At 74.8% G+C, this 24,029-nt stretch carries 24 protein-coding genes; 8 read left to right on the plus strand and 16 right to left on the minus strand.

What is annotated here, in order from left to right:
• Position 1 precedes the first annotated feature (1 nt).
• The 9 genes from RWE79_RS20575 to RWE79_RS20615 all read right to left on the minus strand — a co-directional run bounded on the left by RWE79_RS20575 (position 2) and on the right by RWE79_RS20615 (position 13,851).
• Complete coding sequence (locus RWE79_RS20575) at positions 2-3,724, minus strand: DUF5682 family protein (protein WP_475941535.1); 3,723 nt, start codon at positions 3,722-3,724, stop codon at positions 2-4.
• Entirely contained in the window at positions 3,721-4,881 is a 1,161-nt protein-coding gene (locus tag RWE79_RS20580; RefSeq protein WP_475941536.1) for an ATP-binding protein, read from the minus strand. Before RWE79_RS20580 ends, RWE79_RS20575 begins: the two co-directional genes overlap by 4 nt.
• An 89-nt stretch (positions 4,882-4,970) precedes the next feature.
• Positions 4,971-9,944: a DNA-binding protein gene (locus RWE79_RS20585; RefSeq protein WP_475941537.1), complete on the minus strand. Its 4,974-nt coding sequence runs from the start codon at positions 9,942-9,944 to the stop codon at positions 4,971-4,973.
• Positions 9,941-10,807, minus strand: coding sequence for a DUF4132 domain-containing protein (locus RWE79_RS20590; protein ID WP_475941538.1), 867 nt, complete (start codon positions 10,805-10,807; stop codon positions 9,941-9,943). The genes RWE79_RS20585 and RWE79_RS20590 overlap by 4 nt, the downstream gene beginning before the upstream one ends.
• Positions 10,808-10,945: 138 nt before the next feature.
• Complete coding sequence (locus RWE79_RS20595; RefSeq protein WP_475941539.1) at positions 10,946-11,878, minus strand: alpha/beta hydrolase fold domain-containing protein; 933 nt, start codon at positions 11,876-11,878, stop codon at positions 10,946-10,948.
• The gene (locus tag RWE79_RS20600; protein WP_475941540.1) at positions 11,875-12,876 is read right to left on the minus strand and encodes an amidohydrolase family protein; all 1,002 of its coding nucleotides are present in this window, start codon (positions 12,874-12,876) and stop codon (positions 11,875-11,877) included. Before RWE79_RS20600 ends, RWE79_RS20595 begins: the two co-directional genes overlap by 4 nt.
• A complete protein-coding gene (locus RWE79_RS20605) occupies positions 12,873-13,127 on the minus strand; it encodes a DUF1427 family protein (protein ID WP_475941541.1) in 255 nt (84 codons plus the stop codon). The genes RWE79_RS20600 and RWE79_RS20605 overlap by 4 nt, the downstream gene beginning before the upstream one ends.
• An 11-nt stretch (positions 13,128-13,138) precedes the next feature.
• Complete coding sequence (locus RWE79_RS20610; protein ID WP_475941542.1) at positions 13,139-13,285, minus strand: DUF1427 family protein; 147 nt, start codon at positions 13,283-13,285, stop codon at positions 13,139-13,141.
• A gap of 5 nt (positions 13,286-13,290) precedes the next feature.
• Complete coding sequence (locus tag RWE79_RS20615) at positions 13,291-13,851, minus strand: quercetin 2,3-dioxygenase (protein ID WP_475941543.1); 561 nt, start codon at positions 13,849-13,851, stop codon at positions 13,291-13,293.
• Positions 13,852-13,986: 135 nt separating this feature from the next.
• Here RWE79_RS20615 and RWE79_RS20620 point away from each other — a divergent pair, with 135 nt between their 5' ends.
• Both RWE79_RS20620 and RWE79_RS20625 read left to right on the plus strand, forming a co-directional pair.
• Positions 13,987-14,427 carry a MarR family winged helix-turn-helix transcriptional regulator gene (locus tag RWE79_RS20620; RefSeq protein WP_475941544.1) on the plus strand — a complete coding sequence of 147 codons (441 nt, stop codon included), beginning with the start codon at positions 13,987-13,989 and terminating at the stop codon, positions 14,425-14,427.
• 117 nt (positions 14,428-14,544) lie between these two features.
• A complete protein-coding gene (locus RWE79_RS20625; RefSeq protein WP_475941545.1) occupies positions 14,545-15,162 on the plus strand; it encodes a TIGR03086 family metal-binding protein in 618 nt (205 codons plus the stop codon).
• Here RWE79_RS20625 and RWE79_RS20630 read toward each other — a convergent pair.
• From RWE79_RS20630 to RWE79_RS20640, 3 genes are read right to left on the minus strand one after another with little or no spacing between them, the layout of a single operon-like run.
• Positions 15,152-15,640 (minus strand): hypothetical protein, encoded by a 489-nt coding sequence (locus RWE79_RS20630; protein ID WP_475941546.1) that lies wholly within the window; start codon positions 15,638-15,640, stop codon positions 15,152-15,154. The two genes, RWE79_RS20625 and RWE79_RS20630, sit on opposite strands and share 11 nt — an antisense overlap.
• Before the next feature lie 49 nt (positions 15,641-15,689).
• On the minus strand, positions 15,690-16,247 hold the full coding sequence (locus tag RWE79_RS20635; protein WP_475941547.1) for a hypothetical protein: 558 nt from the start codon (positions 16,245-16,247) through the stop codon (positions 15,690-15,692).
• A gap of 52 nt (positions 16,248-16,299) precedes the next feature.
• Entirely contained in the window at positions 16,300-16,701 is a 402-nt protein-coding gene (locus RWE79_RS20640; RefSeq protein WP_475945964.1) for a VOC family protein, read from the minus strand.
• 148 nt (positions 16,702-16,849) lie between these two features.
• On the opposite strand from RWE79_RS20640, the gene RWE79_RS20645 reads away from it, so the two are divergent.
• From RWE79_RS20645 to RWE79_RS20655, 3 genes are all read left to right on the plus strand, one after another.
• Positions 16,850-17,113 (plus strand): GlsB/YeaQ/YmgE family stress response membrane protein, encoded by a 264-nt coding sequence (locus RWE79_RS20645; RefSeq protein WP_475941548.1) that lies wholly within the window; start codon positions 16,850-16,852, stop codon positions 17,111-17,113.
• A gap of 199 nt (positions 17,114-17,312) precedes the next feature.
• Positions 17,313-18,668 carry a hemolysin family protein gene (locus tag RWE79_RS20650; RefSeq protein ID WP_475941549.1) on the plus strand — a complete coding sequence of 452 codons (1,356 nt, stop codon included), beginning with the start codon at positions 17,313-17,315 and terminating at the stop codon, positions 18,666-18,668.
• Positions 18,665-19,693: a hemolysin family protein gene (locus RWE79_RS20655; RefSeq protein ID WP_475941550.1), complete on the plus strand. Its 1,029-nt coding sequence runs from the start codon at positions 18,665-18,667 to the stop codon at positions 19,691-19,693. The genes RWE79_RS20650 and RWE79_RS20655 overlap by 4 nt, the downstream gene beginning before the upstream one ends.
• Positions 19,694-19,712: 19 nt before the next feature.
• Here RWE79_RS20655 and RWE79_RS20660 read toward each other — a convergent pair whose 3' ends face one another.
• Positions 19,713-20,804 carry a cation diffusion facilitator family transporter gene (locus RWE79_RS20660; RefSeq protein ID WP_475941551.1) on the minus strand — a complete coding sequence of 364 codons (1,092 nt, stop codon included), beginning with the start codon at positions 20,802-20,804 and terminating at the stop codon, positions 19,713-19,715.
• 82 nt (positions 20,805-20,886) lie between these two features.
• Here RWE79_RS20660 and RWE79_RS20665 point away from each other — a divergent pair, with 82 nt between their 5' ends.
• A complete protein-coding gene (locus RWE79_RS20665) occupies positions 20,887-21,246 on the plus strand; it encodes an ArsR/SmtB family transcription factor (protein WP_475941552.1) in 360 nt (119 codons plus the stop codon).
• Between the two features lie 53 nt (positions 21,247-21,299).
• On the opposite strand, the gene RWE79_RS20670 is transcribed toward RWE79_RS20665, so the two are convergent.
• Positions 21,300-21,545: a hypothetical protein gene (locus tag RWE79_RS20670; RefSeq protein WP_475941553.1), complete on the minus strand. Its 246-nt coding sequence runs from the start codon at positions 21,543-21,545 to the stop codon at positions 21,300-21,302.
• 183 nt (positions 21,546-21,728) lie between these two features.
• Between RWE79_RS20670 and RWE79_RS20675 the strand changes: the two genes are divergently transcribed.
• Together RWE79_RS20675 and RWE79_RS20680 are read left to right on the plus strand one after the other, a co-directional pair.
• Positions 21,729-22,019, plus strand: a complete 291-nt coding sequence (locus tag RWE79_RS20675) for an FG-GAP repeat protein (RefSeq protein ID WP_475941554.1) — start codon at positions 21,729-21,731, stop codon at positions 22,017-22,019.
• The gene (locus RWE79_RS20680; RefSeq protein ID WP_475941555.1) at positions 22,016-22,162 is read left to right on the plus strand and encodes an FG-GAP repeat protein; all 147 of its coding nucleotides are present in this window, start codon (positions 22,016-22,018) and stop codon (positions 22,160-22,162) included. The genes RWE79_RS20675 and RWE79_RS20680 overlap by 4 nt, the downstream gene beginning before the upstream one ends.
• A 19-nt stretch (positions 22,163-22,181) precedes the next feature.
• On the opposite strand, the gene RWE79_RS20685 is transcribed toward RWE79_RS20680, so the two are convergent.
• Positions 22,182-22,313 (minus strand): hypothetical protein, encoded by a 132-nt coding sequence (locus RWE79_RS20685; protein ID WP_475941556.1) that lies wholly within the window; start codon positions 22,311-22,313, stop codon positions 22,182-22,184.
• 207 nt (positions 22,314-22,520) lie between these two features.
• Positions 22,521-23,987, minus strand: a complete 1,467-nt coding sequence (locus RWE79_RS20690) for a DEAD/DEAH box helicase (protein ID WP_475941557.1) — start codon at positions 23,985-23,987, stop codon at positions 22,521-22,523.
• Between the last annotated feature and the right edge of the window lie 42 nt (positions 23,988-24,029).

Below are 24,029 nucleotides of genomic sequence, written 5' to 3' on the forward strand. Positions count from 1 at the left end.
GTCATCGGGGTTCTCCGCGAAGGCGGTCGCCCACCCAGCGGGCGAGGGCGAGAGGGCTGAGGGCGGCCACCGGCATTCCGGCGGCGACGAGTTGCCGGGCGACGGGCACCGAGTAACGCGGCGCCCCGGTGTCGTCCAGGGCGGCGCAGCCCATCAGATGGACGCCGGACGCGGCCAGCGAACGGACCTCGGCCAGCAGGCCGCCGAGCGGCCGGCCCTCCTCGAAATCGCTGACCACGGCCACGAGCGTGCGGCTCGGAACGGTCACCAGCGAACGGGCATGGGCCAGCCCGGCCGCGATGTGCGTGCCACCGCCGACCCGTACCTCCAGCAGCAGGGAGAGCGGGTCGGCGACCCGGTCCGTCAGGTCGATCACCTGGGTGGAGAAGGCCAGGAAGTGCGTGGAGAGGGTGGGCACACCGCCGAGGACCGCGGCGGTCAGCGCGGACCAGATGACGGAGGCCTCCATCGAGCCCGACACGTCGACCACCAGGATCAGCCGCCAGTCCGCCTCGCGGCGCGAACGGGTGCTGAACACCGGCCGCTCCGGGACGACCACGGTCCGGCCGTCGTCGAGCCGGCGGGTGTGGGCCAGGTTGGCCCGCAGCGTGCGCGGCAGGTCGAGCCGGCCCCCGGGACGGCGGGTGGGCCGCGGGGTGGCGAGCCCGGTCAGGGCCGGGCGCATCCGGGTCGCCAGCTCCCGGGCGAGTTCGTCGACCAGCCGGCGGACCAGCGGCCGCAGCCGGGTGAGCTGCTGCTCGGGCATCCCCCCGGCGAGGGAGAGAACCGAGGTCAGCAACTCGACGGAGGGGCGTACCGCGGCCGGGTCGAGCTGGGCGAGGACATCGGTGCGGCCGGCGTCGGCGGCCCGGCCGAGCACCTCCTCCCGTACATCCGCCCCGAACAGGGCGTCGAGTTCCTCCGCCCACTCCCGGGCGGTGGGGAAGGACCCGCCCTGGCCGCCCCCGGTCCCGGCCGGGTCACCGCGACCCGGCCCGAGGCCGGCCGCGCCCTCGCCACGCCCGGCCCCGTACAGCTCGTCGAGGGCGTGCGCGTAGCGGCGGGCGCCGGCCGGGAGCCGCTCGGTCTCCCGGCCGAGCAGCAGCCGCCAACGGTCGGCGGGGGCGAGGCGCGGTGCCGCGTCCTGCGCGGCGGGTGCCGCCGGTGCCGCCGGTGCCGCCGGTGCCTCGGGCTGTACGGCCTCCGGTGTGGGACCCGTAACGCGGGCGGCCGACGGGACGACCGGCAGCCGCAGCGCGTCGAGCGCGGCCAGCCCGGCCGCGTCCGCCGCCGTCCACAGGGCGATCAGCTCGGGCGGGGCGGCCAGCGTCAGGTCCGGCCGGTCGCCCAGATGCTCGGTCACGGTGTGCAGCAGACGGTCGCGGCCCGCCGGGGACAGCGTGTCGAAGCCGCCGCGCAGCGCGGGCAGCCGCTCCAGGAAGCCCTGGTCGCTGAGGTGGTCGATACGGTCCAGCAGCGGACCGAGCGCCGCCGGGGCCGCCTGGAGCAGGGGCCCGGCGGCGGTGAGCAGACCGGTGAGCAGCCGGGCCAGCCGCTGCCGCCCGTCCGGACCGGTGGCGGTGTCGACCCAGCCGGCGGCGCGCGCGCCCAGTGTGTCGGGGCCGTCCAGGTCGAGCAGCACCCTGGCCGCCAGCGCCGCGCCCTGCACCAGCGGGAGGCCGGTGCGGGCGAGGGTGCCCAGGGCGTCGTCCATCCGCAGCCCGAGGCGGTGTTCACCGGCCCGGGCCGCCAGGGCGACCAGGGCCGCCGCGTCGTCCGGCTGGTCACTGCCGGCCAGGCCGGGCAGCGCGCGGACGGCCGCGTCCAGCAGCGTCACGGCCAGCCCGGCGGCCCGCTGCCGGCCCTCGGCGGAGGCACCGGGCAGGTGCCCCCGGCGCAACGCCTCCAACAGGTCCAGGGCGTCCAGCAGTTCGGGGAGGGTGGCGGTCGAGGGCAGTACGTCGGCGGCCTCGTCGAGACGGTCGGCGACCAGGTCCGGCAGGTCGCAGTGGGCCGCCGCGCGCAGCCCGCCGAGGAGCTGCCCGCAGGTGACCCCGCCGTCGGCCGAGGCACGGCGGTGGTTGTCGCGCAGCGTGCCGGCGGCGGCCTGGGCGGCGTCGACGCCCCGTACGCCCGCCAGGTCGAGCCGCGCGGGAACGGAGGGCGTCCAGGCCAGCCGCCACCGGGTGGTGAGGGCGGCCCCGTCCCCCGTACCGGCCACCTCGACGGGCTCGCCGTATCCCACGCCGCACACCTGGAGACGCTGGAGCAGAATCTCCCGCCGGCCGTCGAGGCCGGACCTGAGCGGGTCGAGACGCACCTCACGGGCCTCGGGACTGTCCGGGCAGGGCAGCCGCAGCGCGGCGAGCTCCGCCTCGACGGACGGGCCCAGCCCGGAACGGGGGGTACCGGGGGCGATCCGGCCCCGGGCGGTGCCGACCATGACCGTCTCCAGCGCCCGGGCCAGCGCACGGCCCCGGCCCAGCGGCTCCCCCTGGCCGAGCACCGTGGTCACCGCCTCCAGCAGCTCCCCCCGGCCCGGCGCGGGCAGACCGCGCAACCGTGCGAGGTCGCAGGCCAGCCGCAGCGTCTCGGTCGCCTCGCCGGTGCCCGCCGTGTGCCCGGCGCCGCGCAGCGCCCGGCACACATCGGTGATCGCCCGCGCGGCGGCGTCCCGCACCCGCCCCGGCTCGCCCCCCGCATCGAGCACCGCCTGCTGCCAGCGCGGATCGCGGATGCCCGCGGGATAACCCGACCGCGAGTCCAGCAGGTCGAACGCGTAGGGCACAAGCGAGGTGACAGCCCCCGCCCCTCCGGCCGCACCGGGCTGCGCCGCGCCGGGGTGTGCCGTTGTCCCGTTCGGCTGCGTCGGGTTGGCGGCTGTGGGCTCTGCCTTGGCGGCTTCGCCGGCCTGGCGGGCCGGGTCTTCGGGGTGTGCCGGGCTGCTGCCTGGCCCTGCGGCCTCGTGCGGGAGGCTTCCGGCTTGTGCCGGGTTGGCGGCCGCGCCGGGCTGCGGCCGGGCGGGCTCCGCCGGGTCATGGGCCGGGTGGCCGAGCAGGGCCGGGGCGTGGAAGGCGCCTATTACGGCGGCGACGCGGCGGCCGTCGGTGGCGGCGTCGGCGAGGACCTGGCGCATGTGGGCCTCGCGGGCCAGGTCCGTGGCGGGGACGCCGCCGCGGGCCTCGGCGTCCTGGCGGTGTGCCCAGCCGACGCCGAGGGCGGCGCGGCGGACCGCCTCCGGGACGCAGCCGGGGGCGAGCACCTCGACGGCGCGGTCCCATAGGTCGTCACCGTCGCGTCCGGTGCCGGTGGCGGCGAGGCCGTCGGCGAAGGGGCTGTCGGTGCGGTCGGGCGCGGCCTCGGGACCGGACCAGCCCGGATCGGACAACGGGAGGTCGCAGCAGAGGACCTCCACGCCCCGTTCGCGGGCCCAGCGGATCGCGGCCAGCTCCGGGGAGAAGTCGGCGAACGGGTAGAAGCCCAGCCGTCCGTCCTCCCCGGCACCGGCCAGTGCCACCGGGGCCACCGCCTCGGGGTCGCCGAGGTGCGGCAGCCACGGCTGGAAGTCGGCCGGCAGTTCGACGCACAGCACCTCGGCGCCGGCGGCGTCCAGCAGGGCGGGCACCACGACGGCCAGCGCCGGGCTGTGGTGGCGTACGCCGAGCAGGTACGGCTGCGTGGAGGCGGCGAGCGTGGCGACGGCCTCCCGGGGATCGGCGGTCAACGCAGGTTCTCCCGGAGGTCCCAGAGCCGGCGCCACATCGCGGAGCCGTCCTCGGCGCGGCGCCGGACGGGGCCGTCCCAGTAGCCGAGCAGCCTTCCGTGGTCGGCCGGGTCGTCCTTGCGCACGACGCCGAGCAGATGCCCGGGTACGAGGTCGAGGACGTCCCCGGTGGGGAGGTAGGCGGCGGCCAGGCCGAGGGAGGCGGCGACCTGCACGGCCTCGGCGGTGGACATCACGGTGCCGGGGCGTTCGACGTCCCAGCCCTCCGCCGAGCGGCCGGAGCGCAGGTCGCGGAAGACGGTGACCAGCGCGTCCAGTACGGCGTCGTCCACGCCGAACGCGGCTCCGGCCCGCTGTACGGCGGCGGTGGCCTGACCGCGTACCAGGGCGGTCTCGGCGTCGGCGTCGGCGATGGGGTGGACGGTCTCGAAGTTGAAGCGCCGCTTGAGGGCGGCCGACATCTCCGAGACGCCCCGGTCGCGCAGGTTGGCGGTGGCGATGACGCTGAAGCCGGGGACGGCGGCGAGTTGCGCGTCGGCGGTACCGGTGAGTTCGGGGACGCTCAGCCTGCGGTCGGACAGGATCGACACCAGGGCGTCCTGCACCTCGGGCAGACAGCGGGTGATCTCCTCGATCCGGGCCACCCGCCCATCGCGCATGGCGGTCAGCACCGGGGAGGCGACCAGCGCCTGAGGGGTCGGCCCCTGGGCGAGCAGCAGGGCGTAGTTCCAGCCGTAGCGGAACGCGTCCTCGGTGGTGCCGGCGGTGCCCTGCACGGTGAGGGCGCTGGTGCCGCAGACGGCGGCGGCCAGCAGCTCGGAGAGCATCGACTTGGCGGTGCCGGGCTCGCCGACGAGCAGCAGCCCGCGCTCACCGGCGAGGGTGACCACGCAGCGTTCCACCAGGGCGCGTTCGCCGACGAACTTGGGGGGTATCGCCAGCCGGGCGGGCAGTGACTCGTGCGGCTTCGCCAGTCGCAGTGTCTCGCCGCCGCTGCCGCAGATGAAGGTGACCACGGCGCGCGGGGTCAGCGCCCAGCCGGGCGGGCGCGGGCCGTCGTCGTGGGCGGCCAGGAAGGCGAGTTCGGTGGCGAAGCGTTCCTCGGCCCGCAGTGTCTGCCGGGCCGGAAGGGCGGTCGCCTGTTCCGTGAGCGTCATGGGGTTCGGTTCCTAGGTAGGGCCGGCTGTTACGGAGCGGATGCCTTACGGGGGCACGCGCCTGGTGCGGTGGCCGCGATCGCCTGAGTTCAGCGGCGCCGGGCGCGGCGGACCTTGAGTTGTTCGAAGCGCGGGCCGTCGCCCTCGCGGACCCGCTGCCAGGCCCTGCGGTAGAGGTCGGCGGCGGGCTCGGCGGGCACGAGCACCCCGAGCACCGCGCTCTCCCCGCTGACCAGGTCGTACAGCGGCAGCTTCCACTGCTCCAGCGGCAGGCGGGGGGACCGGGGGTCCACCCAGCCGCCGGGCAGGAAGAGCGAGCGGCCGGCGCGGGTGCGGGTGGCCTCGACCACCAGGTCGGTGGCGGCCAGTTCGGCGCGGGCGGCCTTGAGCCGGGCGGCCCCGCCCCGGCGCTGCGGCCGGCTGGTCCAGCGCGCGGTGTTGCGGTCGGTCGGGTCCGGCATCGCCAGCAGCATCAGGTAGAGCACGGCGGCGTCCTCCCCGATGCCGTACTCCTTGGCCGCCTCGCCGACCAGGTCGGGTACCGACCGGGCGGGGTCCTGCGGCCACCACAGGCCGTCCGGGTCCCGCTCGCCGGCCACCGGGTCCCCGGGGTCGGCGAGGAACGCCGCGAAGCGCGGGTCGCGGGCGGTGCGCAGCGCGGTCTCGGCGGGGAACGGCTGCTGGTCGCCGGCCCGCAGCACCGGCAGGTACGGGTCCTGGCCGGCGGTGTCCAGCAGCGAGGTACGGATGCCGGGTACGGGCTGGTCGTCGGCGGTGGCCATGATGACGGCGCCGTACCGCTCGTAGCCCTCGCCGGTCTCGGTGGGGGCGCCGGCCACCTCGCGGAAGTCGGGCAGGCTGACGTAGTCGCCGAGGTCGAGCATCAGCCCGGGGGCGGCCAGCCGGTCGCGTACGGCCGACAGGGCCGCCGGGAGCTCTGCCCGGACCGGGTCGCCGGCCGGCAGCCGGTGGGCCAGCCAGGCGGTCAGGGCTACGGCGGAGACCAGGGTTTCGGCGTTGAAGCCGCTGGTGTCCGAGCCGACCGGCACGACGCGGTCCCGGCGGACCTCCCATGCCAGGTCGCGGCTGAGCCGGGGCTCCGCGGCCGGGTCGAGCAGTGCGGGCAGTGCCCGGCTCACCGCCCATTGGGTCCTGACGGCGCGTACGGCCTCGGCGAGCAGCGCCTCGGGGACGGCGGCCCGCAGGCCCACCTTGGTGTTCCACAGCTCGGCGGCGGCGGCCACGTCGGGGCCCTGGGTCCACAGCCGTGCCGGTTCGGCCGGCAGCAGTGCGGCCACGACGTCCCGCCGGACGTCCGCGGGGACCGAGCTCAGCCCGTCCTTGGCCAGGGCGGCTTCCGCCTGCTTGACCCCGATGGTGGCACGGGCCGCCGGCGTGAGGAAGTTCCTTTCCCAGGTGTCGATCTGTGGCAGGCCGGCCACCACCAGCCGGGCCGTGGTGGGGGTGACGCCGGTGAGCCGGGCGAACTCCTCGGCGGCCTCGGGGAACCAGGGTGCCGGGCCGCGTCCGGCCAGCTCGGTGCGGAACGCCGCGAGCCAGCCCGCCTCCCGTGGCTCGCCGACCGGGGAGGAGGACTCCACGACGTACGGGGCGGGGACCTCGAAGCGGCCGGCCGGATCGTGGAAGAGCGCGGTGAACGTGTGGTGACTTTCCTGGGAGCTGCCGAGCAGGACGAGCAGGAAGGCGCCGCCGTCCAGCCGGAGCTGCCCGAGCCAGTTGCCCTCCCGGCGGGTGCCGTCGGCTTGCAGGAACAGGCTGTTGTCCAGGCGCAGCCGGAAGCGCCGCCAGCGGGCCGGTTCGCCGGCGGTGGCCACGCCCAGCGTGTCCAGCTCGCCGAGCAGTCCGTGCAGCGCGTCCCGGTGTTCGTCGGGGGTGGCCGCCGACGCGGCCCGTACCGCCAGCGCCGCGCAACTGTCGGCCAGCAGCTGCCAGTTGAGCCGGGCGGCGGGCATGGCGGGGCCGTCCAGGTGGTGGTCTACCGCCGGGTCGGGCCCGGGATCCTTCCGCAGTGCCTGTCCGGCCACCCGCAGCTGGCGGAGCACGCTGTGGTCGTCCGGGTGGTAGTTCGCGAGAGTCGCGTCGCGGGTGAAGCCGTTGAGCGCCGCCTGCAGCACCTTGTCGGAGTGGGCGAGCGGCCCGTCCTCGTCGGCGCCGCCCGCCAGTTGGACGGTGAGCCGCTCGGCCGCCGCGTCCAGCGCGGCCTGCTGGTCGGCCGCGTAGCGCAGCACCGCGACGATGCCGGTCACCAGCGCGTCATGGCCGACCTGCGGCAGCAGCGTACGGACCACGGCGGGCAGGGTGTCCGGCTCGCCGGTGGTGGCGCGCCGCGCGACGGCGGCCGACAGCAGCGCGGCTGCCGTGTCCCGGTCGATCGCGCGCAGCGCCAGGGAGCCCTGCGGGTCGCGGGGGCGCAGGCAGTGCCAGTAGCGCAGCGGCGGCAGCACCAGGGTGCCCGCCGCGAAGGTCCCCGGCTGGTTGTCGGTCTTGGCCACGGCCGTGACGATGCCGTCCGGGTCGGTCAGGCTGATGCTGTACGCGCTCGCGACGACGGCCAGTGGCCGGTCGGAGCCGGGCAGGACCAGCGCGCGCACCGGCCGGCCGGCGCCGGCCGGCAGGGTGACGGTGTTCCCGGCCGGGTCCTCGCCGCGCAGCGAGCCGTCGGGCAGTGCCACCAGGCGCCAGCCGAGCAGTCCGCCGGCCGCGCCGACGGCGGCGGCACCGACGGCAGCGGCACCGACGGCAGCGGCGTCGGAGACGGGCGCGGCGGGGGCCGGCAGCAGCCAGCCGGAATGGAAGGTGCTCCCCGCCGGGGCGCCCCGGGTCGCGTCGGTCAGGAACGCGGGCATGCCCTTGCGGCCGGACTCGCCGGTGGCCGGGTCGTACTCGTACCAGCCGTCGGTCGTGTGGTCCTCGCCGTCCCGGTCCCACACCCAGAAGGAGGTGCCGTCGCTGATCACCGACCGTTCGTCGGGTACGACGGTGTCCCCCCGGTGCAGCACCCCGCCGCCGGTGGTGCGGCCGCCGGCGGGCAGCGGGAGGGTGATGTCGCCGAGGTCGCCGAGCCAGTTGACCTTGGTGCCCCGGGGGCTGTCGCCCTCGACGGACTGCTGTCGGTCGGCGGTGGCGTGCCAGTAGCCGCGCAGCGCGCCGTCGGCTGCCCGGGACCGCCAGTAGACGAACAGTTCGCCGTCGACGTAGTGGCAGCCCGGATCGCCGTGGCGGTCCCCGGCCGGTATCCGCAGGTCGTGGGTGAGGACGGTGCCCTCGGCGCCGACCACCCTGACCTGCGAGGCGCCGGACGCGATCAGATGCGGCCAGGCGTCGGCCACCACCAGGTCGTCGATGTCCTTCTGCGCCACGAGGGCCTGCGCGGCCTCCTCCCAGGCGGGCCAGACCAGTTCGTCGAGGAGCCCGTTGCGCAGCGTCCGTACCAGGACCGGTGCCAGGTCGGTGCCGACGGCGGCGCGCACCTCGTCCTCGGCGAGGGCCAGGATCTCGCCCGGCAGCCACGTCAGCCGGCTGAGGGCCTCGGGCAGCTGGGGCAGGCCCACGGCGGCGAACCGGTTGGCGACCTCGCCCACCCACTCCGCCAGCATGGGCCGCCCGCCGGGGGACCGGGCCAGCAGCCGCAGGGCCCGCTCCCAGTCCTGGCCGTTGCGGAACCGCTCGGCGCCGTGCCGGAAGGCGGGCCGGAACCGGGCGTCGGCCTCCAGCGCGGTCAGATCGCGCTGCCCCTCGTCGGTGGCCCAGACCTCCAGGGCCAGCACGGTGTGCTCCGCGGGGTCGGCCACCGGCACGCCCAGCGCGAGCAGCAGGTCCAGCAGGTCCACATCGGACTCCGTGACCGGCAACGTGCCCCCGTCGGCGGCCAGTTCGGCGCGCAGCAGTGGGGCCATCCGTTCCACCAGCGGGTACAGCCCGGGCAGCCGGCCGCGCTGCCGCCACCCGGAACCGCGGAACTCCAGGAACCGCCTGAGCCAGCCGGCGGCACCGTCGGCCGGGCGCTGCGACTGCGGCAGCGCGGCGTCGCAGAGCCCGGCGGTGGCACCGGACCCCTCCAGCACCTCCAGCCACAGCCCCGTCAGCTCCTGGTCGCCGGCGGAGGGCATCAGCCCCAGCAGCTTGCCGCGGATCTCCGGCTCCCGTGCGGCCAGCGCCACCAGCGCCGGACGGTGGGCCTTCCACCAGCCCGCCCCGGCCCGCAACGTGGCGGGCAGGCCCAGCAGTTCGGCCAGGTAGGCCCCCTCCTCGGCGACCGGGTCGGCTCCCGCGGCCTTCGCCAGCCGGCGCAGGTCGCCGGCCATCTGCGCGGACGGCTGCAGCCCGCCCGCCGTACGCCGTACGCACAGCCGCCGGAACCGCTGGAACGCCTCCGCCGCGGGCAGCCGGGCGGCCAGTTCCTTCGCGTACCCCGACAGCACCTTCACCGGCAGCGCGCCGGCGAGCGCGAACTCCAGGAACACCGCGTCCAGCCGGTCCTCGTCGACCGTCAGCCCGTGCTCGGCCTCGGACCTGCGGGCCCGGGTGAACATCTGCGCCGCGTACTGGGCGTTCTCCACACCCAGGAAGACCCGGCCGGCCTGCTCGTAGAAGGTCGGCAGGAAGTGCGGTACGGCTGCGGCCAGTTGACCGGCGAGCTGCTGGTAGGCGTCCAGCGCCGCCTTCGGCTTGGACTTCGCCTGCCGGGCCACCCGGTCGAGCTCCGGTACGACGCCCAGCGCGTGGTGGCCGTCCTGCGGATGGTGCACCAGCACCCACTCCGGGAAGCCCAGCGACTGCCGCAGACCGAGGCCGACCCCGGCCGGTTCGCCGTCCGGCACCAGGCCGAGGAAGCCCACGGCCAGGTCCTCCGCCGCCCCCAGCTCCTCCGCCACCAGCCGCACCACCACCCGGCCGTCCAGCCCCGGATGCCGGTACGCCCGCGCGGTCAGCGGCACCGCCCGCTCACCGGCCCCCTCGGTACCCGGCGGCAGTACCGCCCCGGCCAGCAGCAGTCCGGCGGTGCTGCCGCCGGGCTGTCCCTGCGTCTGGGTGTCGCTCATGCGCCCTTGCCCTCCTCGACCTTGCGGCCGGCGTACAGCGCCGCCGCCATGCGCATCCCCTCGGACCAGGCCACCGGCCCGACCTCGGCCGCCCGCAGGGTGCGGCCGTCCTCGTCGCTCCAGGTCAGCCCGCCGGTCTCGGTGTCCCCGTCCCAGTAGGGCTCGCCGATCCACACCGCCGGCTCCACGGTCCGCCCGCCGTCGCGGACCTTGCCGGTGGCGTAGCCCCCCGACACCCGGTAGCCCAGCGTGGTGGCCCGCGCGGCCAGCCCGAACCGTGAGTCGTACCTGCCGCCGGCGAACTCGCGTATCTCGGTGACCGTCGGCGCCAGGCCGGCCGGCTTGTGCCAGGTCGCCCGGTGGATCTGCTCCACCCGCTGCGTCACTCCCAGCTCCGCCGCGAACTCCCGCAGGTCCTCCAGGTCGGGGAGGAGCACCGGGTGCGGCAGCGTCACCGTGCGGGGCGAGAGCCGGACGGTCTCGCCGTCGAGATTCACCACCCGCAGCTCACCGGCTTCCGTCGCGTCCCGCAGGAAGCCCACCTCGTCCGGGTCGTCCCCGACGACGGCGAGGTCCCGCAGCGCGTTCTGCCACGCCTCGTCGGGCCACACCCGGGCCAGCAGTCCGGTGGGCACCGGCAGCGACGACACCATCCAGGCGTCCACCTGCGTCACGCAGGCGGCGGCGTGCCGGTCCAGCCACTCGGCGAACTTGCGCAGCCGGTCCGTCTCCGGGTGCTCCCGTACCGCCTTCGGCAGCGACTTCAACTGCCGCCCGGCCGCTCGCCCCGAGGTGGCCCTCGCGGCCACCCGCCCCTCCACCAGAGCGACTTCGTACCCGTCGCCCGCCGACAGCCAACCCACCGGTCCCCACCTTCCGCCGTCCTGGAATCAGCACAGTTCGAACCGGTGGGTCCCGGTCTCGCTGCGACGATGCGGGGAACGCTAGCGGCAGTCACCGACAACGGGTGACCGGAACGGGTGAGCCGCCGGGCCGGGCGGCTACGGGGCGGTGGTGACGGCGCGGGCGAAGGCGGCCGAAGTGTCGAACAGTTGCTCGACCTCGGCGTCCGGCAGTCCCACCCACAGGTGGTCGGCGCCGGGCACCGGACGCAGGTCGGCGGTGGCCCCCGCCGCGTGGAGAGCCGCGGCCAGCTGCTCGGACTGGGCGAAGGGGACGATGGAGTCGCGCGTGCCGTGCAGGATCAGGAACGGCGGGGCGTCCGCGGTCACCTGGGCGGCGGGGGAGGCGGCGCGGACGAGATCCGGTGCGCCGGCGGGCGCGGCGCCCAGCAGCAGGGCCTCGAAGGTGCGCGGGTCGGCGGGGTCCCAGGCACCCGGCGGGACCTGGCCGCCGAGCGTGCCGAAGTCCGCGGGGGCGTACCAGACGACGCTGCCGGCGATGACGCAGCCGTCGGGGCCGTCGGGGCTGCCGGGGTCGCCGCCGCCGGTGAGGGCCAGCAGGGCGGACAGATGACCACCGGCCGACTCGCCCCAGGTGACGGTGCGGGCGGTGTCCACTCCGAGTTCGTCCCGGCGGGCGTGCAGCCAGCGCAACGCGGCCCGCAGGTCGTCCAGTTGCGCGGGGAAGACGTTCTCACCGCTGAGCCGGTAGTCGGGGCAGGCCACGGCGAACCCCGCGGCGGCCAGCCGGGCGAAGGGGCCGGGCCGCCAGCGGCGCAGCCGGGGTCCCATGTCGTCGCGCAGGCCGAGCCGCCAGGCGCCCCCGTGGACGAAGACCACCAACGGCACCGGGGCCGTGGTGTCCTCGGGGAGCCACAGGTCGAGTTCGAGGGGCCGCCGGCCCTCGGGTACGTCGTACACGGCCGCCCGCAGCAGCCGGACCCCCGGCGCCGGGTGCGCGGCGGGCGGCAGCGGGAGGGCCAACGGGTCCGGCGGGGCGAGGAGTTCGAAGGGGAAGGGGGCGTCGGTCATGGGTGCCTCGGATCAGCGGGCCGGGCCGGTTCGGTCAGCCGGGGCAGCAGCCGGCGGGCGTTGCCGGTGGTCAGCGACTGCCAGCTGGCGCCCTCGACGGGGACCGGGGCGGCGCTGATGGAGCCGATGTGGGCGTCCACGGCGGCGGCGGGCGTCCAGCAGTAGTCGCTTCCGTACAGCAGCCGGTCCGGTTCGACGAGGCCGAGCAGGGCGGGGAGCTGACGGGGGAGGGCGGGGCCCGCGAGGTCGTAGTACAGCCGCCGCAGCTGGGCGACGGCGTCGGGCGCGGAGCCGTCCTGGCCGGCCATGAACAGCCCCATGAAGCCGTTGATCCGGTCGGCCAGCACCGGCAGGGCCCCGCCGCAGTGCGGCACGATCACCTCGATCGCGGGGTGGCGCAGCAGGGTGCCGGCGAAGAGCAGGTCGGTGACGGTGCGGGCGGTGTCGACGACGAACTCGACCATGGGGCGCGGCCGGCCCAGCGCGGACTGCTGCCAGCAGACGGGTGAGGTCGGGTGGAGGAAGACCGTGGCCCGGCGGCGGCCCAGCTCGGCGAAGACCGGCTCCAGGCGCGGGTCGCCGAGGTAGACGCCGTGGGTGTTGGTCTCCAGGACGACGCCGTCGGCGCCGAGTTGGTCGAAGACGTGGTCGATCTCGGCGAGGGCGCCGTCGATGTCGGGCAGCGGCAGGGAGGCGAAGAGGCCGAAGCGGCCCGGGTGGTCGCGTACGGCGGTGGCGCCGTCGTCGTTGACCTCCCGGGCGAGCCGGCGGGCGGCGGTGTCGTCGCCGAAGTGCACGCCGGGGGAGGAGATGGACAGCACGGCGGTGTCGATGCCGTTGCGGTCCATCAGCTCCAGGTGCGCGGCCGCCGACCAGGACGGCCAGCCCGGCATGCCGTCGGGCAGTTCGTGTCCGGCCGCGCGGGCCCGGTCGACATAGGAGTCGGTGACGAAGTGAGCGTGGACATCGACGAATCCGGGGGTGGCGGGGTCGGTCATGGGGCGCTGCCTTCCGGGGCGGGTGGTGCGGGCGGGGCGGGCGGGGTGCGCGGGGCGGGCGGGGTGCGCGGGCCGCGGGGCAGCCGGGCGCGTACGGCCCGGATGGCCGCCTCCCCGATGACGATGCCGAGCAGCCCGGTCAGGCCGACCAGCGGTGGGGCCGGCGACTGGACGCCCAGGCACCAGTAGACGGCTCCCATCAGCAGCCCGGTCAGGAAGGCCACGGCGGCGGGGCGGGCGAGGGTCTTCACGAGGTGTCGTCCTACAAGGAGTTCAGGGCGGCCTGCCCGAGGAGCATGCCGAGCAGGGCCAGCAGGGCGATCACCGGAGGGGCCGGCGACTTCACGCGGACGAGCGCGTACAGGACACCGACCACCACCCCGGCCGCCAGGGCCTTGAGATACGGCATGGCTGTCAGCTGCCGGTACGCCACTGGTGGCCGGGCAGGAACCGCACGTCGTACCGCTGCGGCACGGTCCCGAACCTGTGCCCGTCGGGGATGACGGGCGTGTGCGGCAGGCCCACGGCGTCGGTCGGCGCGCCGAGGTTCTCGAAGAACCGTTCGAAGGTGCCGCCCGGCCCGGCCGCGACGCCGACGATCTGGCTGTGGTGCCGCTCGATGCGGTAGGCGTGCGGGCAGTTCTTCGGTACGAAGCCGAAGTCGCCGGTGCCGAGGAGCTTCTCGTACTGCTCGCCCCGCGGGTCCTCGACGAACACCCGGACGGCTCCGGCGGTGACGTAGAAGACCTCGTAGGTGTCGGGGTGCAGATGGGCGGGGATGAGGTCGCCCTTGGGACCCTCGCAGGTGAAGAAGTTGAAGGTGTTCTCCGTCTGCTCGCCCCCGGCGTAGACGGTGAACAGGTCGCCGAAGAGGTGAGCGCGGTCACCCATGCCCTTCTCGATGAAGTACGGCTTGCCGGGTTCCGGCGGGATCTGCGAGGACCGGCGGTACCGGGTGGTGAACTCGAACGTCATGATTCGTCCTGTGCGACACGCGGAGAGCGGCTCGTACGACGACCTATGTCAGGCTACCTGACATAGGTTGGAGGGCAAGCCCCTGCGGCCGTGACGGACCCGAAGAACCACGAACCCACAAACCCACGAGGAGACATGAGCGAAGCCGGACGGAATCTGCCGCAACTGCTCGGCGACGCCAGGCGCTGGTTCGACGACGCGCTCTCGACGAGCATGCAGGCGGCCGGGGAGGAGCCGGTCACCATCGGCCAGCAGGCGGTTTTCGCGTCGCTGGACCCGGAGGGCACCACGGTGTCCGAGCTGGCCCGCCGGATCGGGGTCACCCGCCAGACCGCCCACCAGGCAGTTCACGGCCTGGTGGGCATGGGCATGCTCGAACAGATCCCGGATCCCGCCTCGGCGCGCCGCCGGCTGATCCGTATGACCGCCGAGGGCACGCGGGTCCATCTGCGGGCCCGGGCGATGATCACCGTCGTCGAGGACGAGCTCGCGGACCGGCTCGGCCGCGCCCCTGTGGAGGCGCTGCGGGCGGCGCTGGCACTCCCGTGGGGCGAGCCGCCGGTGCTGCGTCCCTGACCGGCGGGCCCGCCCCGCACGGCAGTGGCCCACCGGGCGCGGACCGGCCGCTCCCGGAGCGATGAGTTCCCGCCGCCGGACCGGTCTGCAGAGGTGAGACGAAAGGATGTGCACCCCATGATCGACCTCGAACCGGCCGCCCGCCGCGTCGCCCTCCTCGCCGAACGCGTCACCGACGACCAGCTCACCGCGCCGACTCCGTGCCCCGGATACGCCGTGCGGAACATGCTCGGGCACCTGATCGGCCTGAGCGCCGCCTTCCGTGACGCGGGACGCAAACACCTCGGCGAGACCACCGGGACACCGCCCGGCTCGACCCTCCCCGATGTCGACGACGCCGACGGCTGGCGCAGCGTTCTGCCCGAGCGCCTGGACGACCTCACCGCCGTCTGGCGTGACCCGGGGGCCTGGGAGGGCATGACCCAGGCCGGCGGCTTCACCTTTCCCGCCGCCGAGGCCGGCCGGGTCGCCCTCAACGAACTCGTCGTCCACGGCTGGGACCTGGCCCGCGCCACGGGCCTGCCGTACGACCCCGACCCCGCCTCCCTCCAGGCGTCCTACGCGATGCTCGCTCCCTCGGCTCACGACCGGCCCCCGGGCGGCCCCTTCGGCACGGCGGTCGAGGTGCCGGCCGCCGCCCCGCTCCTCGACCGGGTGATCGGGCTCAGCGGCCGCGACCCGTCCTGGACGGTTCCGCCCTCGCCGGCGCCTCCGGCCCCTCCCGTCAGGCGCTGAGCAGCCGGTCGAAGAAGGACCGGTACTGCTGGAGGGCGAGGCGCAGATCCTCGGTGGCGACGTCCTCACCGGCGTGCCACTGGCTTTCGAGCCCGTGCTTGTGGTCGGCGAACGTCTTGGCGAGCAGCTGCATCACCTCGGCGACGAGGCCGTCCGCCGCGCGCACGGAACTCTGCGGGTCGTCCACGAAGCCCTGCTGGATCTCCTTCCACTGGAAGCGGAGGTCCTCGGCCTGCTTGGCTTCGAGAAGCGGCACGGAGTCCTGCCGTTGCGAGGAACCGCCCCGCTCACCGTCCGTGGCGTCCGTGGTCCTGGTGGCGTTCGCGGAGTCCGTGCCGTCCGTGGTCCCCGTGCCGTCCGTGCCCTCCGCGGGCCGTCGCGCTGTCTCCTGCGGGGGCCGGGCGATGTCCTCGGTGGACAGACCCTTCTGGGCGGGCCGGTCTTCCTCGGTGTGTCCGAATGCGCGTTCTCCCTGCATGTTTCTCAACCTTCCCTGTCTCGCACCTTGTCTCGCACCGGTGGCGCTCTCAGCGGCTTCCGCTCGACGAGGCGGTGCCGTCCTGGAGCAGCTCCTCGAACAACGCGCGGTAGTGGACCATCGCGTTGCGCAGCTCTTCCGTCGAGGTGTCCCGGCCCCCGGCGCGCCCGTTGATCTCGTGCGCGACGCGGTAGTGCTCCAGCGTCTCGGCGTGTTCGACGGACAGGTCACGCTTCTGCTGCTCGTAGCCCTCGGTCGGATAGCCGCGCTCGCCCATCAGGGTGGTCACCAGCTGGTCCGCCTCGCCCACGGCCCGGTCCGGGCTGTCCACGAAGTGTTCCTGCACGGTGTTCCAGTCCTGGGTGTACCGGTTCCGCGCGGCCGGGGGCAGCGGCCTGATCTCCAGCTCCTCGTGGCGCTTCTCCCGCGCGCTCAGATCCTTTTCCGCCGACCGGCGGCTGTCCTTCGTCCCGACCGCGCGGTCGTACTCGGGCCCGAAGCGTTCCCGCAGGTGCCGGCGCCGGGCCAGGTTCCTCAGGGCCACCGCGGCGAGGGCCACGACGACCACGACAGCCACGATGATGACGACGATGATCGCTGTCGACATCGCATCCTCCACTCATTGACGGCGGGCTCGCGCGGCGTGGATCCGGGGCCCTCTAAAGGGCGCATACCCCAAGAAAACAGAACAGAACGTACGGTGTGTCAGCCGTGACCGGTGTCCGGCGCGGAAGCGGTTGCCGCCGGGGCCGGCGAGCACCACGAGGTCGGGCGGCCGTTGCCGACGGGGCGACTGGTCCCGGTCGACGGACCGGGCGCCCGGCGACAGCAGCCCGTCCGGCCTCGGCGGTCTGGTCGGCCGCGTCGCCGGCGTACAGGTCCGGATGGACCCGCGGCTGCTCCTGGACCGGCGTCCGGCCCGGGCCGAGCGAGAGCTGCGCCCCGGGACCGCTGTTCGCCGGCGCCGGCACCACCCGGTCGTCCTCCGGCTCCTCGCGCGGTACGTATTCCGGCGCCGCCGGCCAGAAGGCGGTCGCGCGCGGCACGTCCGACACGCCCATCACCACGGATCCGACTCTCGGCACGCGGGCAGTCTGCCGGGCGGGCCGGACTCCCCTTCGCCGACCGCGGCCCGCGCCGGGGAGCGGAGTGTTCCGCCGCCCCGGCGCGGGCACATGGTCAGCAGGAACCCTTCACCGGGAGGCAGTTGTGGAGATTTCGAGCATCGTGAGCGCCATCGTGATCGGCCTGGTCATCGGTGTGCTGGGACGGCTGGTGGTACCGGGCCGTCAGCACATCGGGGTGATCTGGACGATCCTCATCGGCATCGTGGCCGCGTTCATCGGGTCGGCCATCGCCCACGGGCTCGGTGTGGCGGACACCAAGGGCGTGGACTGGGTCGAATGGCTCATCCAGATAGGCCTGGCCGCCGTCGGTGTCGGCGCGCTCGACCGGACCGGTGGCCGCCGCTGAGGGATCCGGCCGATCGGGTCCCGGAGGAGTCGGTTTTGCCGTTCCTTTACACTGAGGTTTCCTGGCCGGTGCCAGGAGCAGTCAGCCTTGGTGCCATGAGCCGAGAAGGAGCCGCGGTCCCCGCGATGGACGACCCTCCCAGTACGAACTGTCTCCCCCGCACAACAGCCCCTGAGCGCACAGGGACGGGGGTGACACGGTGACCGAGGTGCTGTTCCTTCTCCTGGCCCTGCTCCTGACGCTGGCCTGCGCGGTGTTCGTCGCGGCCGAGTTCTCGCTGACCACGGTCGAGCGCGGCGAACTGGAGCGCGCGGCCGCCGCCGGCGAGCGCGGCGCCGAGAGCGCCCTGCGGGCCGTGCGACGGCTCACCCTCCAGCTGTCCGGCGCCCAACTGGGCATCACTGTTTCGTCGTTGGTGATCGGCATGCTGGCCGAGCCGTCACTCGCCGCCCTGCTGGCCGGGCCGATCGAGGCAGCGGGCCTGCCGGCCGGTGCCGCGTCGACGGTGGCGTCCGTACTGGGGGTGGCGGTCTCCACCGTCGTCCTGATGGTGGTCGGTGAGCTGGTGCCGAAGAACTGGGCGATCTCCCGTCCGCTGGCGGTGGCCAAGGCGGTGGCCGCCCCGCAGCGCGGCTTCACCGCGGCCTTCGCCCCCTTCATCCACCACCTCAACAACACCGCGAACCGCCTGGTCCGCCGCTTCGGCCTGGAGCCCGCCGAGGAGCTGGCCTCGGCCCGTACCCCGGCCGAACTGGTCGCCCTGGCCCGCCACTCGGCCGCCCAGGGCGCACTGGAGCCGGACTCCGCCGAACTGTTCGTCCGTACGCTCCACCTCGGCCGGCTGACCGCCGAGAACGTCATGACCCCGCGCGTGGACGTCCAGGCCCTCCCGGCCCGCGCCACCGCCGCCGACGCGGCCCGGCTCACCCTGGCCACCGGCCTGTCCCGCTTCCCGGTCTACCGTGACGGCCTCGACGACGTGACCGGCACCGTCCACATCCGTGACGTCCTCGCCCTGGACGCCGCCCTGCGCGCCACCACGCCGGTCACCGAACTGGCCACCGCCCCGCTCCTGGTGCCCGACAGCCTCCCGGTGGACCGGCTGCTGGACCGGCTGCGCGGCAGCCGCACCATGGGCGTGGTCATCGACGAGTACGGCGGCACCGCCGGCGTCGTCACCCTGGAGGACATCGTCGAGGAGGTCGTCGGCGAGGTCCGCGACGAACACGACCCCGAGGCGGCCCCCGACCTCGCCCCCGCCGGGGACGGCGTGTGGCTGGCGGACGGCAGCACCCGCCTGGACCAGCTCGCCGAGATCGGTCTGACGGTGCCCGACGGCCCGTACGAGACCGTCGCCGGGCTCCTGGCCACCGAGCTGGAACGCATCCCGGTGACCGGCGACAGCGTCCGGGTCGACGGCTGGCGGCTGACCGTGCTGGAGGTCGAGCACCATCGCGCCGACCGGGTGCGGGTCACCACCCCCGAACCCCCCCGGACCTCAGCCGAACACGACGATCACGACGATCACCGGGCCGTGAAGGACGATGTGCGATGACCACCCTGCAACTGGCCGTCGGCGCCCTGACCCTGCTCACCAACGCCTTCTTCGTCGGCGGCGAGTTCGCCCTGATCTCGGTCCGCCGCAGTCAGGTCGAACCGGCCGCCCAGGCCGGTGAGATGCGCGCCCGCACCGTGATCTGGGGGCTGGAGCACCTGTCCGCCATGCTGGCCACCGCGCAGCTGGGCATCACCGTCTCCTCGCTGGTGCTCGGCGCGGTCGCCGAACCGTCCATCGCGCACCTGCTGGAAGGCCCCTTCACCGCGCTGCACGTCCCGGACGCGGTGGTGCACCCGGTCGCCTTCGTGCTGGCCCTCACCGCCGCGACGTATCTCCACATGCTCATCGGCGAGATGATCCCCAAGAACATCGCCCTGGCCGCCCCCGAACGGACCGCCCTGCTGCTCGGCCCGCCGCTGGTCGCCCTCACCCGGGCGCTGCGCCCGGTGATCCTCGCCGTCAACGCCCTCGCCAACGGGCTGCTGCGGCTGCTCGGGGTCGAGCCGAAGGACGAGGTCACCTCGGCCTTCACCGACGACGAACTCGCCCGCCTGGTGCAGGACTCCCTCGCGGCCGGTCTGCTGCCCGCCTCCGGCGGTGAGCGCCTGCGCGACGCGCTGGAGCTGGGCACCCGGCCCGTCGGGGAGATCCTCGTCCCGCTGGACGCCATGGTCACCGTCGACCACCGGGTCACCCCCGACCAGCTCGAACGCACCGCCGCCGCCTCCGGCTTCTCCCGCCTGCCGGTCACCACCGGCGGCGCCATACTGGGCTACCTCCACATCAAGGACACCCTCGGCGTCGCCGCCCGCGACCAGCCCTTCCCGAGCAGCGCCCTGCACCCCCTGCCCCGGGTCCGGGTCACCACCCCGCTCGACGACACCCTCACCGCCATGCGCGGCGCGGGCAGCCACCTGGCCGCCGTCACCGGCGACAAGGGCGCCGTCCTCGGCTTCGTCACGATGGAGGACGTACTGGAGGAACTGGTCGGCCCCGCCGCCCCGGCCCCCGAGGCGGTGTGAGCGAGCGCGGCGGTGGCCGTCAGCCGCCGTGGTGCAGCAGGGCCAGGTGCGGGTCGGCCACTCCCGGCGCCGGGGCGGGATCGGCGTGCACGAGGGCGGCGGTCAGCCGGGGTACCGCGTGCAGCAGCGCGTGCTCGGCGTCCACCGCCACCTGGTGGGCCTGGCGTACGGTCCACGCCCCGTCCACCACGACCGCGACCTCGGCCCGCAGCCGGTGCCCGATCCAGCGCAGCCGCAGCTCACCCACCCCGCGGACGCCCGGCACGCCCCGCAGCGCCTGCTCGGCGGTGTCGACCAGGGCTGGATCGACGGCGTCCATCACCCGGCGGAAGACCTCGCGCGCCGCGTCGCGCAGCACCAGCAGGATCGCGGCGGTGATGGCCAGCCCCACGATCGGGTCCGCGAGCCGCCAGCCCAGTGCCGCCCCGGCCGCGCCCAGCAGCACGGCGAGCGAGGTGAAGCCGTCGGTACGGGCGTGCAGCCCGTCCGCGACCAGCGCCGCCGAGCCGATCCGCCTCCCGGTACGGATCCGCAGGCGGGCCACCCACTCGTTGCCGGCGAACCCGATCAGCGCGGCGGCCGCGACCGCCGGCAGATACCCGATCCCGCGCGGGTGCAGCAGCCGCTCGACCGCCGTCCAGGCGGCGAACGCGGCCGAGGCCGAGATCGTCAGCACGATGGCGATGCCGGCCAGGTCCTCGGCCCGCCCGTAGCCGTAGGTGAACCGCCGGTTCGCGGCCCGGCGCCCGAGTACGAAGGCGATGCCCAGCGGTACGGCGGTCAGCGCGTCGGCGATGTTGTGGACGGTGTCGCCCAGCAGCGCCACCGAACCGGACAGCACGACCACCACCGCCTGGAGCACGGCGGTCGCGCCCAGGACCGCCAGCGAGACCCACAGCGTGCGCATGCCCTCGGCGGAGCCCTCCAGCGCGGCGTCCACCTTGTCCGCCGAATCGTGCGAGTGCGGCCTGGCCAGATGCCCGGCCCGGTGCCTCAGCCGTGACCAGCGGCCCGCGCCGTGGGCGTGGTCGTGCGCGTGCTCTCGGCCGTGCTCATGCTCGTGCTCATGGCCGTGGGCGTGGGAAGGGGCGTGGTGGGAGTGGTCGCTCACGTCGGGTACTCCTCCGAGGGGCCGGCGCCGGGACGGTGCACGCTGCTGGACAGCGGCATGCGTGCCCCACCATTATGTGCGTATGAGCGCACGCATGCACCTCTCACCTGCGCATGACACGCACCCGCACACCCCCGGCGAGGAACAGTTCACCCTCGCCGCCGAAGTGCTGGCCCTGCTCGCGGACCGCACCCGGCTGATGCTGCTGCACGCCCTGGCCGACGCCGAGGCCGACGTCACCACCCTCACCGGGACCTGCGGCGCCGCCCGCCCGGCCGTCAGCCAGCACCTGGCGAAACTCCGCCTCGCAGGCCTGGTCACCTCCCGCAAGGACGGCCGCCGGGTCATCTACGCCCTGCGCGACGGCCACCTGCGGCGCGTCGTCGACGAAGCCCTCAACCTCGCCGACCACCACCTCAGCGGCCGCCCGCCCCACGCCTGACGGGCGGCCCGCTGACGGCACCACGCGAACAGTGGCGAGGGGCGGCGCGCCGGTCAGGCACTCTCGACGAAGCGGACGGACCAGGCGTAGCCGCTCAGGCCGTTGTGGGCGACCCGCCGGACCTCCCTGACCTGGCAGCCGTCGTGGGCGTACTTGAGGGCGAACCGGTCGAGGAGCTGCGCCTCGGTGAGATCTTCCATGGACAGCGGCGCGCCGACAACGAGGTCCTCGTGAAGGACCCCGTCCGCCGCGGAACCGTCCGAGCAGGCCGAGCAATGATGCGTTCTGGGTAGGGCCATGGGACCAGTGTCCTCCTCCCGGCACGGTTTCCCCGCCGTCCGCCGCGCTGGACGCCGGCGGAACCATCCGCGGCGGGCGCCCGCGGCACCACGAGAAGTCACGGAGCACACCACAACCGTTGGCCCCACCCGGTGGTCAAGATGAACGCCCTCTGTCCACGGACACGAGTTCTGGAGACATTTGTGCCCCATCTCTCCCCCCGCCGCACCGCCGCTGGCCGCGCGGCCGTGGTCGCGCTGCTTACCGCGGGTGGCCTGGCCGTACCGGCCGCCGCTGTCACCTCGACGGTCTCCGTCGTCGACTTCAACGGCGACGGCTACGCCGACCTGGCCGTCTCCGCCCCCGGCGGGACCGTGTCCGGCGTCGCCGGGGCGGGCCAGGTATCGGTCGTGTACGGCTCCGCCGCCGGTGCCGACACCGCGCACCCGCAGCTCATCAACCGCGCCAGCGCGGGCGTGCGCCCGGGGACGTGACACAGAACGACGGCTTCGGCGGCGCCACGGCCGCCCGGGACCTCGACGGGGACGGCCGCACCGACCTGGTGGTGGGCGACCAGGAGAACCCGGTGGTGATCCGGGGTTCCCCGGCGCGAGCGAGGCGGGCGACAACGACCTGAACCACGGCGACCAGTTCGGCTACTCCCTCGCCGCCGGTGACGTCACCGGCGACGCTACCCCGACGTCGCGGTGGGCGTTCCCGGCGAGGACCTCGGCTCCGCCCAGGACACCGGCGCCGTCGTCCTCGTCCGGCCTGACGACGACCAGCATCACGGCCTTCGGGCCGCGTGTGCTCGGCGCGCCGGAGCAGGGCGCGCGCCTCGGGCGGACGCTCGCACGCTGACGGAAGAAGGGGCGGGGCGGCAGCCCGGCGTGAGCCGGGCCCGCCGCGGGAAGGGTTCGACCCGCGACGCGACGAGGGCCCGACCGGCGCAAGCCGGTCGGGCCCTCATCGTGCCCCGGTGGGACGGACAGCCGTCAGGCGGCCGCGTCGAAGGAGGACTGCCGTCGTGCGGTACGGCCCGTCGTCTGCGAGGGGCGGGGACGCCGGGTGCGGGAAGAGGTGCTGCGCTTGGGACGCTCGGTCACCGGGGCGGTGATGGTGACGGGTACGCCGGTGGGGGTTTGGGCGCCGGTGATGCGGTTGAGTTCGGCTTCGCCGGAGCGGACCTGGGTGATGTGGGGGGTGATGCCGGCGTCGGCCATCAGGCGGGTCATTTCGCGGCGTTGGTTGGGCAGGACGAGGGTGACGACGCTGCCGGATTCGCCTGCGCGGGCGGTGCGGCCGCCGCGGTGGAGGTAGTCCTTGTGGTCGGTGGGGGGGTCGACGTTGACGACGAGGTCGAGGTTGTCGACGTGGATGCCGCGGGCGGCGACGTTGGTGGCGACCAGGACGGTGACGTGTCCGGTTTTGAACTGGGCGAGGGTGCGGGTGCGCTGGGGCTGGGATTTGCCGCCGTGCAGGGCCGCGGCGCGTACTCCGCTGTTGAGGAGGTCCTTGGTGAGCCGGTCGACGGCGTGCTTGGTGTCCAGGAACATGATCACGCGGCCGTCGCGGGCGGCGATCTCGGTGGTCGTGGCGTGCTTGTCGGCGCCGTGGACGTGGAGCAGGTGGTGTTCCATGGTGGTGACCGCACCGGCCGAGGGGTCCACCGAGTGCACGACGGGGTCGTGGAGGTAGCGGCGGACCAGCAGGTCGACGTTGCGGTCCAGGGTCGCGGAGAACAGCATGCGCTGGCCGTCGGGGCGGACCTGGTCGAGCAGCGCGGTGACCTGGGGCATGAAGCCCATGTCGGCCATCTGGTCGGCCTCGTCCAGGACGGTGATGGCGACCTGGTCCAGTCGGCAGTCACCGCGCTCGATGAGGTCCTTGAGCCGGCCCGGGGTGGCCACGACGACCTCGGCACCGCCACGCAGCGCGCTGGCCTGCCGGCCGATCGACATGCCGCCCACCACGGTGGCCAGCCGCAGCCTCAGCGACCGGGCATACGGGGTGAGCGCATCGGTGACCTGCTGCGCCAGCTCACGGGTGGGGACCAGGACCAGGGCGCGCGGCTGGCGGGGCTCGGCGCGCTGCCCGGCGGTACGGGCCAGCATCGCCAGACCGAAGGCCAGCGTCTTGCCCGAACCGGTACGCCCACGGCCCAGCACATCACGACCCGCCAGAGTGTTCGGCAGAGTCGCACCCTGAATCGGGAACGGTACGGTCACGCCCTCGGCGCTGAGCGCGGCGAGCAGCTGCTCGGGCATGTCGAGATCGGCGAACGCCTCGACGGCGGGCAGCGCGGGGGTGACCGTCTTGGGGAGAGCGAACTCACCCTGGACCGCGCCGGGTCGGCGGCCGTTGCCACCCGAGCGGCTCGGCCCGCCGGAGCGGCTGCTCCGGCCGGCGCCGCCGCTCGTACGGGTGCGGGAGTAGCGGTCGTTCGTACGTGTGCGGTCCATGCGGAACCTTCCTCGATGCGGCACGTATCAAGGAAGACCCCC

This window comes from Streptomyces sp. RLA131 (assembly GCF_056270125.1).